The 16,630-nt window shown below is 68.2% G+C and carries 11 protein-coding genes; 3 read left to right on the top strand and 8 right to left on the bottom strand.

What is annotated here, in order from left to right:
• Window positions 1-244 precede the first annotated feature (244 nt).
• The 8 genes from ASE10_RS17440 to ASE10_RS17405 form a co-directional block, all read right to left on the bottom strand.
• Entirely contained in the window at window positions 245-1,855 is a 1,611-nt protein-coding gene (locus tag ASE10_RS17440) for a carboxyl transferase domain-containing protein (protein WP_055910203.1), read from the bottom strand.
• Window positions 1,856-2,031: 176 nt separating this feature from the next.
• Window positions 2,032-2,481 carry a hypothetical protein gene (locus ASE10_RS17435; protein WP_200949808.1) on the bottom strand — a complete coding sequence of 150 codons (450 nt, stop codon included), beginning with the start codon at window positions 2,479-2,481 and terminating at the stop codon, window positions 2,032-2,034.
• A gap of 128 nt (window positions 2,482-2,609) precedes the next feature.
• Window positions 2,610-2,978, bottom strand: coding sequence for a hypothetical protein (locus ASE10_RS17430; RefSeq protein ID WP_055910197.1), 369 nt, complete (start codon window positions 2,976-2,978; stop codon window positions 2,610-2,612).
• A gap of 122 nt (window positions 2,979-3,100) precedes the next feature.
• Window positions 3,101-4,276: a thiolase family protein gene (locus ASE10_RS17425; protein WP_055910194.1), complete on the bottom strand. Its 1,176-nt coding sequence runs from the start codon at window positions 4,274-4,276 to the stop codon at window positions 3,101-3,103.
• A gap of 1,069 nt (window positions 4,277-5,345) precedes the next feature.
• Entirely contained in the window at window positions 5,346-6,503 is a 1,158-nt protein-coding gene (locus ASE10_RS17420) for an isovaleryl-CoA dehydrogenase (RefSeq protein WP_055910191.1), read from the bottom strand.
• Between the two features lie 93 nt (window positions 6,504-6,596).
• Window positions 6,597-7,700 carry a Glu/Leu/Phe/Val dehydrogenase dimerization domain-containing protein gene (locus ASE10_RS17415; protein WP_055910189.1) on the bottom strand — a complete coding sequence of 368 codons (1,104 nt, stop codon included), beginning with the start codon at window positions 7,698-7,700 and terminating at the stop codon, window positions 6,597-6,599.
• 677 nt (window positions 7,701-8,377) lie between these two features.
• Complete coding sequence (locus ASE10_RS17410; protein WP_082559942.1) at window positions 8,378-9,646, bottom strand: 2OG-Fe(II) oxygenase; 1,269 nt, start codon at window positions 9,644-9,646, stop codon at window positions 8,378-8,380.
• An 80-nt stretch (window positions 9,647-9,726) separates the two neighbouring features.
• Window positions 9,727-10,047, bottom strand: a complete 321-nt coding sequence (locus ASE10_RS17405) for a YXWGXW repeat-containing protein (RefSeq protein WP_055910186.1) — start codon at window positions 10,045-10,047, stop codon at window positions 9,727-9,729.
• 506 nt (window positions 10,048-10,553) lie between these two features.
• On the opposite strand from ASE10_RS17405, the gene ASE10_RS17400 reads away from it, so the two are divergent.
• The 3 genes from ASE10_RS17400 (at window position 10,554) to ASE10_RS17390 (ending at window position 16,595) form a co-directional block, all read left to right on the top strand.
• The gene (locus ASE10_RS17400) at window positions 10,554-14,042 is read left to right on the top strand and encodes a methylmalonyl-CoA mutase family protein (RefSeq protein ID WP_055910183.1); all 3,489 of its coding nucleotides are present in this window, start codon (window positions 10,554-10,556) and stop codon (window positions 14,040-14,042) included.
• Window positions 14,043-14,475: 433 nt separating this feature from the next.
• The gene (locus tag ASE10_RS17395) at window positions 14,476-15,822 is read left to right on the top strand and encodes a nodulation protein NfeD (protein WP_200949807.1); all 1,347 of its coding nucleotides are present in this window, start codon (window positions 14,476-14,478) and stop codon (window positions 15,820-15,822) included.
• Window positions 15,823-15,839: 17 nt separating this feature from the next.
• Window positions 15,840-16,595 carry a slipin family protein gene (locus tag ASE10_RS17390; RefSeq protein WP_056104643.1) on the top strand — a complete coding sequence of 252 codons (756 nt, stop codon included), beginning with the start codon at window positions 15,840-15,842 and terminating at the stop codon, window positions 16,593-16,595.
• Window positions 16,596-16,630: the final 35 nt, after the last annotated feature.

Here is a 16,630-nt window from a genome sequence, read left to right as displayed (position 1 = left end):
GTAGATCGAGAAGATACCGTGCCGCGGGCTCGCCCGGCACGTTGCGCGGGCGCGGTCATGGGCGTCGCCGGCTGTAACAGCAGCCGATCCCAAGCCGTAGGCGGGTGATCCAGCCCTGGCTCGCCGGCTGGCTGGGGGCGGGCGGCGAGGCCTGGCCGTGGGCGGGGAAGCGGAACCTGAGATCGGGCGCGGGGTGGGCCACCGCGGCAAAGCGGCGCTTGGCTCCGTTCCCGGGCCCCACGGACTACATCCGGAATACGCCGAAGCGGGTGCGGTCCTCGATCGGCGCATTGAGGCTGGCCGACAGGCCCAGGCCGAGCACGCGGCGGGTGTCGGCCGGGTCGATGATGCCGTCGTCCCACAGTCGCGCGCTGGCGTAGTAGGGATTGCCCTGCGATTCGTACTGCTCGCGGATCGGCGCCTTGAAGCTCTCTTCCTCTTCCGGCGTCCACACCTTGCCGGCGGCCTCGATGCCGTCGCGGCGCACGGTGGCCAGCACCGAAGCGGCCTGTTCGCCGCCCATCACGCTGATGCGCGCGTTCGGCCACATCCACAGGAAGCGCGCGCCGTAAGCGCGGCCGCACATGGCGTAATTGCCCGCGCCGAAGCTGCCGCCGATCACCACGGTGAACTTGGGCACGTGCGAGCAGGCCACGGCGGTGACCATCTTGGCCCCGTCCTTGGCGATGCCGGCGTTCTCGTACTTCTTGCCGACCATGAAGCCGGTGATGTTCTGCAGGAACACCAGCGGGATGCCGCGCTGGTTGCACAGCTCGATGAAGTGCGCGCCCTTGAGCGCGCTCTCGGCGAACAGGATGCCGTTGTTGGCGACGATGCCGACGGGGTAGCCGTGTACATGGGCGAAGCCGGTCACCAGGGTCTTGGCGTAGCGCGCCTTGAACTCCTGCAGGTCGCTGCCGTCGACGATGCGCGCGATCACCTCGCGGATGTCGAACGGGCGGCGGGTGTCCTTGGGCACGATGCCGTACAGCTCATCGGCCGGGTACAGCGGCTCGCGCGCGGGCTGCACGGCGACCGGCAGGACCTTGCGGCGGTTGAGGTTGCCGACGATCTCGCGCGCGATCTGCAGCGCGTGGCGGTCGTCTTCGGCGAAGTGGTCGGCTACGCCGGACACGGTGGTGTGGACTTCGGCGCCGCCCAGGGCTTCGGCGTCCACGACTTCGCCGGTCGCGGCCTTCACCAGCGGCGGGCCGCCGAGGAAGATCGTGCCTTGTTCTTTCACGATGATCGATTCGTCGCACATCGCCGGCACGTAGGCGCCGCCGGCGGTGCAACTGCCCATGACCACGGCGATCTGCGGAATGTTTTCCGCGCTCAGCCGGGCCTGGTTGTAGAAGATGCGGCCGAAGTGTTCGCGGTCGGGGAAGACCTCGTCTTGCAGCGGCAGGAAGGCGCCGCCGGAGTCGACCAGGTAGATGCAGGGCAGGCGGTTCTCGCGCGCGACTTCCTGCGCGCGCAGGTGCTTCTTCACCGTCATCGGGAAGTAGGTGCCGCCCTTGACCGTGGCGTCGTTGGCGACGATCACCACTTCCTGGTCCTGGACCCGGCCGATGCCGGCGACCATGCCCGCGGCCGGCGCGGCGCCGTCGTACATGCCTTCGGCGGCGAGCGGGGCGATCTCCAGGAACGGCGAGCCCGGGTCCAGCAGCGCGGCGATGCGGTCGCGCGCCAGCAGCTTGCCGCGCTCGGTGTGCTTGTCTCGGGCCTTGTCGCCGCCGCCGTGGGCGGCGCGGGCGAGACGGGCGTCGAGCTCCTCGACCAAGGCCTGGTGATAGGCGGCGTTGTCGCGGAAATCCTGCGAGCGCGGGTCGAGCTGGGAGGTGATCGCGGGCATCGATGCGGGCTGTTCGAAAGACGCGGCATCAAACCACAAAGCGTCGGCGCGGGCCAATCACGCTTTCGCACACTCGCCGGCGGGCGCCGGGCGTGGGCCCATGCGCGGCGCACGCAGGGCGCAAAAAGAAAGGCCCGCTTGCGCGGGCCTCTCCGTGTTTCCAGGTACGAAGCGAATTACTTCTTCGCTTCTTCCTTCTTGGCTTCGGTCGCAGCAGCGTCGGCCTTGTCGGCGACCTTCTGAGCGGCGTCGGCGGTCGCCTGGGCGGCGTCGGCGGTCGCGGCAGCGGCGCCGGCAGTGGCGTCGTTGGCGGCGGCGGCGGTCGCGTCGGCGGCCTTCGAGGCAGCGGCGCCGGCTTCGGCAGCGGCTTCGCCGGTGGCGGCAGCGGCGGCGTCGGCGCCTTCGGCGACGGCGGTGCCGGCGGCGTCAGCGGCCTGAGCGGCGGCGTCGCCAGCCTGCTCGGCGGCGGTCGCGGCCTGAGCGGCCTCGTCCTTCGCGGTGTCGGTGTTGTTGGTGCAAGCCGACAGAGCCAGGACGGCGGCGGCGAGGAGGACGGGGAGCTTGGTGTTCATGGTTGTCTCCGGAGGAGTTGTCTGAAGAGTTATCTGGTTGGAGCGGACGTACATCAGGCAACGCCAGTGCGCGCAGCGACCCGGGCGATGCCGGTTCTATCGTTCACTGACCACTACATCAACTACGGAAAAGCCGCCGGTAAACCGGCGGCTCTTCCAGTCTTGCATACCCGTAAAGGGTATTACTTCTTCGGCTCTTCCTTGGCAGCATCGGTCGCCTGGGTGGCGGCCGAAGCGGCGTCGGCGGCAGCGTCAGCAGCCTTGCCAGCAGCGTCGGCAGCGGCGTCGGCAGCGGCCGGGGTAGCGGCAGCGGCAGCGGCGTCGGCCGAGGTGGCAGCGGCGTCAGCAGCGGTAGCGGCCGTGTCGGCAGCAGCCTGAGCAGCGTCGGTAGCAGCGGCGTCGCCGGTAGCAGCGGCGGCGTCAGCGGTGGCCTGGGCTTCGGTCGAAGCAGCGGCGGCATCAGCCGCAGCGTCGTCAGCCTGCTTCTGGTTCGAGCAAGCGGCCAGGGCCAGGCCCAGAGCCAGGGCGAGCAGCGCCTTGTTGAAAGTCATGATTCGGTTTCCTCGTCGATTAGTTAGGCAACGCGCAGTTGCGCGCCGATAACATGATGACAAGCCAGTGACGCGTGTCAAGCGGCTGGCCGGTTTTTTTTGCACAACGCGTTTTTAACCTTTCACAGGATCTCGACCGCGATCGCGGTGGCTTCGCCGCCGCCGATGCACAGCGAGGCGACCCCGCGCTTGCCGCCACGGGCGCGCAAGGCGTTCAGCAGGGTGACCACCAGACGCGCCCCGCTGGCGCCGATCGGGTGGCCCAGGGCGACCGCGCCGCCGTTGACGTTGAGCTTCTCGTGGGGGATGCCCAGGTCCTTCATCGGCGCCATGGCGACCACCGAAAACGCCTCGTTGATCTCGAAAAGATCGACGTCGGCGACCGTCCAGCCGGCCTTTTCGAGCACGTTTGAAATCGCTTTCACCGGCGCGGTGGTGAACCACTCCGGGGCCTGGGCGTGGCCGGCATGGGCGACGATCCGGGCCAGCGGCTTGAGCCCGCGGGCGGCGGCGTCGTCGGCCGACATCAGTACCGCGGCGGCGGCGCCGTCGGAAATCTTCGAGGACGCGGCGGCGGTGAGCACGCCGTCCTTACCGAACGCCGGGCGCAGGCCCGGGATCTTGCTGACGTCGATCTTGCCGGGCTCTTCGTCGCTGTCCACCACGACATCGCCCTTACGGCCCTTGACCGTGACCGCGACGATCTCGTCCTTGAACGCACCGTTGGCGATCGCGGCCTGGGCGCGCTTGACGCTCTCCTCGGAGTAGGCATCGATCGCGGCGCGGTCGTAGCCGTACTGGGCGCAGGTGGCGTCGCCGAACACGCCCATGGCCTTGCCGTCGTAGGGATTGGTCAGGCCGTCCCAGGCCATGTGGTCGAGCATCTCGGCGCTGCCGTAGCGGATGCCGGTGCGCGAATTGTTGAGCAGGTGCGGGGCATTGGTCATCGACTCCATGCCGCCGGCGACCACGACCTTGGCCGAGCCGGCCTTGATCAGGTCGTGGCCCAGCATGATCGCCTTCATGCCCGAGCCGCACACCTTGTTGATGGTGGTGCAGCCGGCCGAGGTCGGCAGCCCCGCGCCCAGCGCGGCCTGGCGCGCCGGCGCCTGGCCGAGGCCGGCGGGCAGCACGCAGCCCATGATGACTTCGTCGACCTGGTCGGCCTGGAGGCCGGCATGATCGAGCGCGGCGGCGATCGCGGCCGTGCCCAGGGTCGGGGTGGGGACGCCGGTGAATTGGCCGAGGAAGGAACCGATGGCGGTGCGCTTGGCACCGACGATGACGACATCGCTCATGGGCGGACTCCGAATAGTGCGGCCGGCGCCAGGGCCGGAACCGTTCGATTATGCGACCCGATGCTGCACTGCCGCAAATGCCGGTCGGGGCGGTTCTGCAGCGGTGGCGTGCGGCCCTGTCGGACCCCATGCGGGAGGCGGCGCGGCCGCTGCCGCCGCGACCCGAAAGCGCGAACGGCGTCGCTTTCCCCTTTGCGACGGGAGAACGAAAACTTCACCTGAACCGCTCATCTTGGTGTACCGCGCCGCAATGACCGGTCGCTAAAAGTGCCGCCGCAGCGGCGTCGGAGGGGTACAGCGAGAGGCGTCGGAGGGTGTGCGAGAGGCGTTGGAGGGCGCAGCGAGAGGCGCCGGAGGGTCTGCGAGAGGCGTCGAAGGATGCGCCGGCGCCCCTGTAGGAGCGGCGTAAGCCGCGACCGTATAGCCGCGGATCGCCGCACGGCCAGCTCCGAGCAATCCAGCCCGGCTTCCTGTGGGAGCGGCGTAAGCCGCGATGAGGCCACGAACGGCCGCGCCGCTCGCACGCAGCCAACGACCGAACCGGCGACGAACGACGCTGCGAATCGCATCCTCGGCCCGGCGCAGAAACGCAAAAGCCGGCGAGTTCGCCGGCTTTTGCGGTAACGCGATCGCGGCTCACGCCGCTCCCACAGGAAGCTAAAGACAGAGCGGGGCAGCATCGCGGCTTTGCTTTGGGGTAGGAGCGGCGTAAGCCGCGACCGTGTAGCCGCGGATCGCCGCACGGCCAGCTCCAATCAATCCAGCCCAGGCTCCTGTGGGAGCGGCGTAAGCCGCGATGAGGCCACGAGCGGCCGCGCCGCTCGCACGCGGCCAACGACTGAACCGGCGTCGAACGACGCTGTGAATCGCATCCTCGGCCCGGCGCAGGAACGCAAAAGCCGGCGAGTTCGCCGGCTTTTGCGGTGACGCGATCGCGGCTCACGCCGCTCCCACAGAGAGCAGGGGCCCACCAGCACAGGTGCCCACCAGCACAGCGCAGGCGCCGCACCAGTGCGCAGGCAGCGGCGGCTTGCGCTGCTCTACCAACCAGAACCCACCGTCCGCCGGCTCAGCTATTGCCCTCGAACAACTCCCGTCCGATCAGCATGCGCCGGATTTCATTGGTGCCGGCGCCGATCGCGTAGAGCTTGGCGTCGCGCAGGATGCGTCCGGTCGGGTACTCGTTGATATAGCCGTTGCCGCCCAGCGACTGGATCGCTTCCAGCGCCACCTGCACCGCGCTGTCGGACGCGTGCAGCAGGCAGGACGCGGCGTCGACGCGGCTCTTGTGGCCGGCGTCGTAGTCGCGCGCGACCTGATAGGCGAAGGCGCGGCTGGACTGCAGCGCGGTGTACATGTCGGCGATCTTGCCCTGCATCAGGCCGAAGGTGCCGATCGCGACGTCGAACTGCTTGCGCTCGCGCACGTAGGGCAGGGCGCTGTCCAGCGCGGCCTGCATCAGGCCCAGCGGGCCGCCGCTGAGCACCAGGCGCTCGGTGTTCAAACCGCTCATCAGCACCTTGACGCCCTGGTTGACCTCGCCGAGTACGTTCTCGGCCGGGATCCGGCAGTTCTCGAACACCAACTCGCAGGTGTTGGAGCCGCGCATGCCCAGCTTGTCCAGCTTCTGCGCAGTGCTGAAGCCCGGCATGCCCTTCTCGACGATGAAGGCGGTCATGCAGCGGCTGCCGGATTCCTTGCCGGCGGTGCGCATGTAGACGATCAGCACGTCGGCCTCGGGGCCGTTGGTGATCCACATCTTGTTGCCGTTGGCGACCCAGGCCCCGTCCTTGAGCTCGGCCCGGCAGCTCATCGAACCGACCACGTCGGAGCCGGCGCCGGGTTCGCTCATCGCCAGCGCGCCCTTCCACTCGCCGCTGCACAGCTTGGGCAGGTACTTCTGGCGCTGGGCGTCGTTGGCGTTGGCGTACAGGTTGGACACGCACAAGTTGGAGTGGGCGCCGTAGGACAGGCCGACCGAACCGGAGGCGCGCGAAATCTCTTCCATCGCCACCAGGTGGGCCAGGTAACCCATCTCGCTGCCGCCGTACTCGCCCGGCACGGTCATGCCGAGCAGGCCCAGCTCGCCCAGCTTGGGCCACAGGTCCTGCGGGAACGCGTTGTCGTGGTCGATCTGCGCGGCGCGCGGTGCGATTTCGGCTTCGGCGAAGCGGCGCACGGCTTCGCGCAGCGCATCGATCTCTTCACCCAGGGGGAACGGACGCATCGGAACTCCTGTCGATCTGATCTGGTTACACAAAAATGGTGAGTGACGCCCAAACAGCGACGGGGCCTTGCGGCCCCGTCGTCGTCGAATCGCTTAGTGGCCGCCGCGGATTCGACCCCGGAAGCTCGGGGCCGTGCGGCCCATCGGCAACTTGAGCTTGCCGATCGCGTCGATGCGCTCTTCGGCGAGGCGGTCGGCGGCCTTGTAGGTCGGGATCGCGTCGCGCTCGGCGATTTCGAAGATGCGGCCGAGGTTGTGGTAGATCGTGCGCATCATGCGCATGGCGCGCTCGCGGTTGTAGCCGTCGAGTTCCAGCGCCACGTTCATCACGCCGCCGGCGTTCACCGCGTAGTCGGGCGCGTACAGGATGCCGCGCTTGGACACCTCGTCGCCGATCGCGTTGTTGGCCAGCTGGTTGTTGGCCGCGCCGCAGATGATCTTGGCCTTCAGGCGCGGCAGGGTCTGCTCGTTGATCGTGCCGCCCAGGGCGCAGGGCGAATAGACGTCGGCGTTGACGTCGTAGATCTCGTCCAGGCTCACCGCTTCGGCGCCGTACTCGCTCACGGCCTTGTCGACCAGGCCCTTGTTGATGTCGGTGACGAAGATCTTGGCGCCGCGTTCCTTCAGCAGCTTCACGAACTCCATGCCGACATGGCCCAGGCCCTGCACGGCGTAGCTGTACTTGCCGACTTCCTCGTCGCCGAAGCGCTTGTTCAGCGCCGCCATCAGGCCCTGCAGGGTGCCGTAGGCGGTGAACGGCGACGGGTCGCCCGAACCGCCGTGGACCTGGTGCACGCCGGTGACGTACTCGGTCTCGCGGTAGACGTATTCCATATCGTTGACGTCGATGCCGACGTCCTCGGCGGTGATGTAGCGGCCGCCCAGCGAATCGACAAACTTGCCGAAGGCGCGGAACAGCGCTTCGGACTTGTCCGCGGCCGGGTCGCCGATGATCACGGCCTTGCCGCCGCCGATGTTCAGGCCCGCGACCGCGTTCTTGTAGGTCATGCCGCGGCTCAGACGCAGCACGTCGTTGAGCGCGTCCTGCTCGGTCTTGTATGGCCACATGCGCAGGCCGCCCAGGGCCGGGCCGAGCACCGTGTTATGGATCGCGATGATGGCCTTCAGGCCGGCGTCCTTGTTATGGCAGAACACGACCTGCTCATGGCCGAAGGTGTCGAGGGTTTCGAAAATCATCGGGTGCTCCGAAACGGCGTGGATCGCGCATTGCGCTTAACGCCAGAAAGGTCTGGTAAGTCGGTGAAATTAAAGGATTTCGCTTGCGCGGAGCCTTCACTGCGGACGCCGCAGGGGCGACAGTCTAAAGCAATCGGGGGATACGGCTATGTATGGGTTCGGGCGGCTGGCGGCGAGGGCGAATATGAACAGGCGAGGGGCCTGGTGGTGTGGGCCGATCCGGCCCGCCTTGGGGTAGGAGCGGCGCAAGCCGCGACCGCGACACCGCACATGCCTACGTCACGATCTTTCCAGCGGTACAGCCCGCCTCGGGGTAGGAGCGGCGTGAGCCGCGACCGAGATACCGCACATGCCTACGCCACGATCTTTCCAGCGGTACAGCCCGCCTCGGGGTAGGAGCGGCGTGAGCCGCGACCGAGATACCGCACATGCCTACGCCACGATCCTTTGCGGCAGCGGGTCGCGGCTTACGCCGCTCCTACCCCAAAGCCAAGCTAAAGCCGAGCGGCCGGCGCCGTGCTTTCTGTGGGAGCGGCGTAAGCCGCGATGCGCGCCAACGCAGGCTGCGCCGCAGGCCCGCGAGTATCGATCGCGGCTCACGCCGCTCCCACAGAAAGCGGGGTGGGGCGGCCTGCCGGCGTGCGTCCGCGGCAACGCTCCCCGGAACGAAGCGCGCCTCAGAACAACCGGTACGTCCGCTCCCGCAGCCACAGCGTCGCCAGCCATTTCTCGCCGCGCAGCACCGGCAGCCCCGCATGCAGGGAATCCGGATCCGGGCGCCCGTCCGGATGCAGGTTGTCGAAGATCACCGCGCGCCCCGGCAGCGGCGCGATCCTGGCGCCGGCGACGGGGAACTCGGTCTCGCCCCCGGCCTCGACCGTATTGAGATACACGCAGATCGTGCGCAGCCGGTTGCCGGCCTGCGGACGGTCGCGTTCCAAGGATTCCGGCGGCCGGTAGTCGCGGTGCGGGCGGTATTCCTCGCCTGGCGCGTAGCGCAGCACGGTCAGATGCTCGGCCTGGGGCAGCGCCACGCCCGCCGCATGCGCCATGCGCAACTGCACCAGGCGCAGCGCCAAGTCCTCGACGATCGGGTCGAACGCCGAATCGCTGCTGGTGCGCAGCGCATGCGGCACCGGCGCGCCGGTGTCCGGGTCGATGGTCTGCGAGCGCTGCAGCGATGGCTGCGCGCTGGCGATCAGCAGCCGGCACTCGTCGGCCGACAACAAGCCGTCGACCTGCGCCAGCCGCGGCGCCGAGGACAGCGGCGTCACCGCCACCGGCCGCAGGACTTCCTCCAGCGCCAGCGTGCCGGGCGGGATCGGCGGCAGCGTGGTCGGCAGCGGCGCAGCGCTGGCGGGCAGGCGCGCGATGCCGTGCGCGGCCAGCTGGCGCAGGATGTCCTCGGCCGCGCCCGGCTGCGCCGGGCAACCTTCGCCGCGCGCCAGGCGTTCGGCCAGCAGGCGCGCGGCGACGATGTCGCCGCGGCCCGCGCCGCGTTCCAGCAGTTGCAGGCACAGGGTCTGGTCACGCTCGCTGGCGCGGCGGCCGAAATGGATCGCCGCCGCGCGCAGCGCCGGCGGGTAATCGGCCTGGATCGCGCTCAGCAGGCGCTCGTTGCTGCGCCCGTCGTGCGGCAGCGCGATCTCGCCCAGCGCGATCAGGGCCAGGAAGTAGCCGGCGATCGGGCTGCCCGCCGCTTCCGCGCGCAGCAGCCATTCCACCGCGAGCTCGGGGTCGGGCTCGGTGCCCACGCCGTACATCAGCATGCGCGCGTACTCGATCTGCGCGTTCGCCAGCCCGGCCTCGGCCGCGCGCCGGTGCAGCATGCAGGCCTCGTCCACGCGCTGGCGCGACACCAGCGCGGTCGCCAACTGGTAGAGCGCCTGCGGCGAGCCGTGCTCGGCTTCCAGGCGCAGGCGGGTCAGGGCAGGGTCGTCGATCATCCACCGGAGCGTAACCGAGGCCCGCGCCCCTGGGCAGACGCCGCGGGCGTTAGCTTTTCGCGACGCCCGCGGCGGCCGGTTCAGCGCCGCGCCCAATGGCCGTCGTTGAAGCGCCAGCCCGGCCCGTAGCGGTGCCAGCGCGGCGCCACATAGACATAGCCCGGCCGCAGCCGCACGTACTGCCCGCCGACCCAGACGTGACGGTGCCCGTTCCAGCGCCAGTAGCCCGGCGCCCACACGTAACCCGGGCGCACCCGCACCCGCTCGTAGCGCGGCGGCGGCGGTGTCACCCGCACGCTCACATCGATGTAGCCGCGCGCCTGCGCCGGCGGCGCATGTACCGCCGTGCCCAACGCCGCCACCGCGATCGCCGCGCTCAATACCCAAGGACGCATCGTCATGTTCCTGCTCCACTACCGGCGCCATCCGCCGTCAGCCAGGACAACGCCCGTATCCGCGTGCCTGTTGACGACTGCTCTCGCAGCGATTCAGTGCCACGCCAGCAAGCTGAGCCGTCCCCCAATGGCCGCTTCGGGGCAGGCGCGGCGCAAGCCGCGACCGCGTCGCTCATAGGCCATCGCACCTATCTATCGACCAACCCCTGAGGGCGATGTCATCCCAAGGCCGACCATCGCGCCCCTGACCTGCGCCGCTCGCGCCTGTGGGAGCGGCGCCTTTAGGAGCAGCGTAAGCCGCGATTCGACGCCGCACATGCCGGCGAACCGCCTCAATCGGAGATTCGCCGCGACACGATCGCGGCTTACGCCGCTCCCACAGACGGCCGCCATACCGTTGCCATCCGGCCCCGCCAGCGCCGCGCCATACCCGCCCGCACGTCGCCCGGCTCCAGCCTCCCACAGCCCGCGCGCTACAATGCGCCCTATTCGTTTTTCGTATTGAGCGCGCCATGAGCACTCCCGTTGCCGTAGTCCCCGCCGCCCAGGCCGACGCCACCCCGTTGCGCTTCGTCACCGCCGCCAGCCTGTTCGACGGCCACGACGCCGCGATCAACATCATGCGGCGCCTGATCCAGGGGCAGGGCGCGGAAGTCGTCCACCTCGGCCACAACCGCTCGGTCGAGGACGTGGTCCGCGCCGCGCTGCAGGAAGACGCCGACGGCATCGCCCTGTCCAGCTACCAGGGCGGCCACGTCGAATACTTCAAGTACATGGTCGACATGCTGCGCGAGCGCGGCGCCGGCCACATCCGCGTGTTCGGCGGCGGCGGCGGCACCATCACCCCCGAGGAAATCCGCGAACTCCAGGCCTACGGCGTCGAGCGCATCTACCACCCCAACGACGGCATGCACATGGGCCTGGTGGCGATGATCGAAGACGTCGTCCGCCGCGCCAGCGAAGGCCGCATCGCCGACACCGCGCCCGACAAGCCCGCTGCGATCGACGACGAAATCACCATCGGCAAGACCCTCTCGGCGATCGAGGAAGGCCTGCTCGACGAAACCCAGCTCGCCCACCACCTGCGCAAGCAGTGGCAGCTGTCCGGCGGCAAGACCCCGGTGGTCGGCATCACCGGCACCGGCGGCGCCGGCAAATCCTCGGTCACCGACGAACTGCTCAACCGCTTCCTGGCCAACTTCCCCGACATGCGCATCGCGGTGATCTCGGTCGACCCGACCCGTCGCCGCACCGGCGGCGCCCTGCTCGGCGACCGCATCCGCATGAACTCGCTGCGCAGCCACCGCGTCTACATGCGCTCCATGGCCACGCGTCGCCAGCACGTGGCGACCAACGCCGTGCTCAAGGACTGCATCGGCTTCCTCAAGGGCCTGGGCTACGACCTGGTCATCGTCGAAACCGCCGGCATCGGCCAGTCCGACTCGGAAATCGTCGACCTGGTCGACTTCCCCATGTACGTCATGACCAGCGATTTCGGCGCGCCCAGCCAGCTGGAAAAGATCGACATGCTCGACTACGCCGAGCTGGTCGTGCTCAACAAGTTCGACAAGCGCGGCGCCGAAGACGCCCTGCGCGACGTGCGCAAGCAGTGGAAGCGCAACCGCGTCGCCTTCGCCACCAAGGACGAAGACATCCCGGTCTACCCGACCATCGCCAGCCAGTTCAACGACCCCGGCATCAGCTGGATGTTCGCCAACCTGTGCCGCCTGCTGCGCGAGAAGCTCTCGCTGCCGGCGCAGCGCTGGACCCCGGACGTCAACACCGACCTCAAGGAACCGCGCGCCACCGTGCTGATCCCCGGCGCCCGCGTGCGCTACCTGGCCGAGATCGCCGAACAGGGCCGCGGCATCAACCGCCAGATCGAAACCCAGGCCGAGATCGCCGATCGCGCGCAGTCGTATTGGCAGTCGCTGCACGACCTGGGCGACGAGGCCCTGCCCAAGCAGCTCGATCTCTACGCCGCCGACGCCCTGCTCCCGCCTGCGGGAGAAGGTGCCCGCAGGGCGGATGAGGGCGCTGTTGTCGCCGACCGCACCCTCCTGACCCTGCGCCAGCGCTACAACGACGCCGTCCAGAGCCTCACCTCCGAAGCCCTCAAGCTGCTGCGCGACTGGCCCGCGCGCCTGAAGTCGATCACCGACGAAGTCACCGAATACGAAGTGCGCGGCAAGGCCATCAAGGTCGAGAACTACCGCGAGTCGCTCAGCCACCAGAAAATCCCGAAGATCGCCGCGCCCACCTACAAGAGCTGGGGCGAGCTGCTGGTGTTCCTGCAGAAGGAAAACCTGCCGGGCTACTACCCCTACACCGGCGGCGTGTATCCCTACCGCCGCACCGGCGAAGACCCGATCCGCATGTTCGCCGGCGAAGGCACGCCCGAGCGCACCAATCGCCGCTTCCATTACCTCTCCGTCGGCCAGCCCGCCGCGCGCCTGTCCACCGCCTTCGACAGCGTCACCCTGTACGGCGAAGACCCGGCCGTGCGCCCGGACATCTACGGCAAGATCGGCAACTCCGGCGTCAACATCGCGTCCCTGGACGACATGAAGAAGCTGTACTCCGGCTTCGACCTGTGCGCGCCCAGCACCTCGGTGTCGATGACCATCAACGGCCCGGCGCCGATCATCCTGGCGATGTTCATGAACACCGCCATCGACCAGCAGGTCGAGAAATACCTGCGCGAAGACGGCGCCCGCTGGGACGCCGCCCACGACACCATCGAGCGGCTGTACGAAGGCAAGCCGCGCCCGCAGTACGGCGGCCTGCTGCCCGAGACCAACGACGGCCTCGGCCTGGGCCTGCTCGGCGTCACCGGCGACCAGGTCGTCGACCCCGAGACCTACCAGCGCATCAAGGACAAGACCCTCGCCACCGTGCGCGGCACCGTCCAGGCCGACATCCTCAAAGAGGACCAGGCCCAGAACACCTGCATCTTCAGCACCGAGTTCGCCCTGCGCATGATGGGCGACATCCAGCAGTACTTCGTCGACAAGAACGTCCGCAACTTCTACTCGGTGTCGATCTCGGGTTACCACATCGCCGAAGCCGGCGCCAATCCGATCAGCCAGCTCGCCTTCACCCTGTCCAACGGCTTCACCATCGTCGAGTACTACCTCGCGCGCGGGATGAAGATCGACGACTTCGCGCCCAACCTGTCGTTCTTCTTCAGCAACGGCATGGACCCGGAATACACCGTCATCGGCCGCGTCGCCCGCCGCATCTGGGCCCGCGCCATGCGCGAGCGCTACGGCGCCGACCCGCGCAGCCAGATGATGAAGTACCACATCCAGACCTCGGGCCGCTCCCTGCACGCCCAGGAAATCCAGTTCAACGACATCCGCACCACGCTGCAGGCCCTGTACGCCCTGTTCGACAACTGCAACAGCCTGCACACCAACGCCTACGACGAAGCCATCACCACCCCGACCGAAGAGTCGGTGCGCCGCGCCGTCGCGATCCAGATGATCATCAACAAAGAGCTGGGCCTGAACTTCAACGAAAACCCCTGGCAGGGCAGCTTCATCGTCGACAAGCTCACCGATATCGTCGAAGAGGCCGTCTACAAGGAATTCGAGGCCATCAGCGAGCGCGGCGGCGTGCTGGGCGCCATGGACACCATGTACCAGCGCGGCAAGATCCAGGAAGAATCGCTGTACTACGAACACAAGAAGCACGACGGCAGCCTGCCCCTGGTCGGCGTCAACACCTTCCTGCCCAAGGACCACGGCGGCGACATCGTCACCGAGATCGAACTGATCCGCTCGACCGAAAGCGAGAAGGGCCAGCAGATCGACAACGTGCTGGCCTACCAGACCGGCCGCAACGGCTACGCCGCCGAAGGCCTCAAGGGCCTGCAGGCCGCCGCGCGCGAACGCCGCAACGTGTTCGCCAGCCTGATGGAAGCGGTCAAGACCCACAGCCTGGGCCAGATCAGCCACGCCCTGTACGACGTGGGCGGCGAGTACCGCCGCAACATGTAGGCGTATCGCGCCCTTCGACCAGATCGGCGGGGCCGTCGCCGCCTTCGCTGATCTGCGTTCGGCCACCCGGTCGGCGGCCTGACCCTCGTGACACACAACCACGTACGCGCGATGCCGAGCTGCTGACCGGTCTGACCCAGCGTGGCGGCCGGGGGACACTGCAGGCCGCAGGGCCAGTCGACCCGCAGGCCGTCATGAAGCTTCCTGTGGGAGCGGCATAAGCCGCGATCGCGTCCGCCAAGCCAACGCGTCTGGTACGGAAACGCGCGCAAATCTACCGCGGGCGGCGCTAGCGCCGCCTTAACAACCGCAGGTATCCAATAGACAGGACGTAGAGGCAACCGAGGGGTTTGCCATGCGATCGCTTGGCTATGCCTTGCTGTTGGCCTTCGGGCTGGGCTTGGCGCCGGCGCTTCCAGCGTCGGAGGGCGGGGTGTACCTGCTCGATATCAAGGGCGGTATCGGCCCGGCCACCAGCGACTATGTGCAACGCGGCCTCAAGCGCGCGGCGGACAACCACGCGCAGGCGGTGGTGTTGCGGATCGACACGCCGGGCGGCCTCGATGCCGCGACCCGCGACATCAACCACGCGATTCTTTCGTCGAAAGTGCCGGTGATCGGATGGGTGGCACCGGAAGGGTCGCGCGCGGCCAGTGCCGGCACCTACATCCTCTACGCATGTCATGTTGCGGTGATGGCGCCGGCCACGTCGGTGGGGGCGGCGACGCCCGTCTCGATGGGTGGGCCGGGCATGCCATCGACGCCGGCCACGCCGGACGATGAGAAGCGCGCCGCGAACCAGGCGCACGGCCAGCAACCGGATGCGGGGGACGCAGCGGACGCCGGAAAAGCCGCCGATCGGGACAGGCATCCCGACGCGCGGCGCGATGGCGCAACGGCGATGGAGCGCAAGGTCGTCAACGACGCGGTCGCTTACCTGCGCAGCCTCGCGGAACTGCGCGGGCGCAATAGCGAATTCGCCGAAGCCGCAGTGCGCGACGCTGCCACCCTGACGGCAAGCCAGGCACTGCAGCAGCATGTCATCGAGATCGTCGCAGCCGACCTGCCATCGCTGCTGCGCCAGGCGAACGGCCGCGAAGTGCAACTGGGCCAACGGAGATTTCAGCTGAAGCTGGATGCGGGCGCCGTCACGACCTTGCAACCCGACTGGCGCGCGCGACTGCTGGGCGTATTGACCGAACCGACCGTGGCCTATCTGCTGTTGCTGGTCGGCCTGTACGCACTGATGATCGAAGCCTATACGCCCGGCGCGCTGTTCCCCGGCGTGACCGGCGCGATCTGCCTGCTGCTGGCGTTGTATGCATTGCAGGTGCTGCCGGTGAACTACGCCGGCGTGGCGCTGATCGTGCTGGGCGTGGGCCTGATGGCGGCGGAATTCGCGCTCCCCAGCTTCGGCTCGCTCGGCATCGGCGGCCTGGTGGCCCTGGTTGCCGGCTCGCTCATCCTGTTCGATACCGACGTGCCCGGGTTCGGGTTGCCGGGGCGATTGATCCTCGGCATCGCCGTTGCCAGCGCGCTCGCCTTCATGAGCGTGATCTGGCTGGCGGCGAAGGCGCGCAAGTTGCCGGTAGTGACCGGCGCGCAGGAACTGGTGGGCCATCTCGCCATCGCGACCGGCGATTTCCATGGGCGCGGCCATGTGCGGATCCGTGGCGAGGTCTGGCAGGCGACATCGCGAACGCCGGTGCGCCGCGGGCAGTCGGTGCGCGTGCAGGCGATGGACGGCCTGGTGCTGGAAGTCGTTCCGCTCGATCAATGACGCATGACGGAGTCGCCATGAACATCATCATCTACTTTCCGGCGATCGTACTCATCGCAGCAGTCCTGATGAGTGCGGTCAAGATCCTGCGCGAGTACGAGCGTGGCGTGGTCTTCCAACTGGGCCGCTTCTTCAAGGTGAAAGGGCCGGGCCTGATCCTGCTGATACCCTTTGTGCAGCAGATGGTGCGGGTCGAACTGCGCACCGTCGTCATGGACGTGCCGCCGCAGGATGTGATCTCGCGCGACAACGTTTCGGTGCAGGTGAACGCGGTGGTGTACTTCCGCGTGATCGATCCGCAGAAGGCGATCATCAACGTCGAGCATTTCTACGAAGCCACCAGCCAGCTCGCACAGACCACGCTGCGCTCGGTGCTGGGGCAGCACGATCTCGACGAGATGCTTGCCGAGCGCGACAAGCTCAACGCCGACATCCGCAATATCCTCGATTCGCAGACCGATGCCTGGGGCATCAAGGTGGCCAATGTCGAGATCAAGCGTATCGATCTCAACGAGACCATGGTCCGTGCGATCGCGCGCCAGGCCGAGGCCGAGCGCCTGCGCCGCGCCAAGGTGATCCACGCCGAAGGCGAGAAACAAGCCGCGGCAACGCTGGTCGAAGCGGCCAGGCTGCTCGGCGGCGATCCGCGCGCGATCCAGTTGCGTTATCTGCAGACGCTCACCGAGATCGCCGGCGAGAAGAGTTCCACCATCGTGTTCCCGCTGCCGGTCGACGTGATCGACAGGCTGCTGTCGAAGCGTGGCGATTCGTAGCGAAAACCGGCAAAAAACATGGGTCGGAGTGCGTT

The organism is Lysobacter sp. Root76 (assembly GCF_001428685.1).
Classification (GTDB): domain Bacteria; phylum Pseudomonadota; class Gammaproteobacteria; order Xanthomonadales; family Xanthomonadaceae; genus Lysobacter.
The sequence above is the reverse complement of the archived record's forward strand: the minus strand, read 5'-3'. Positions and strand labels throughout refer to the sequence as shown.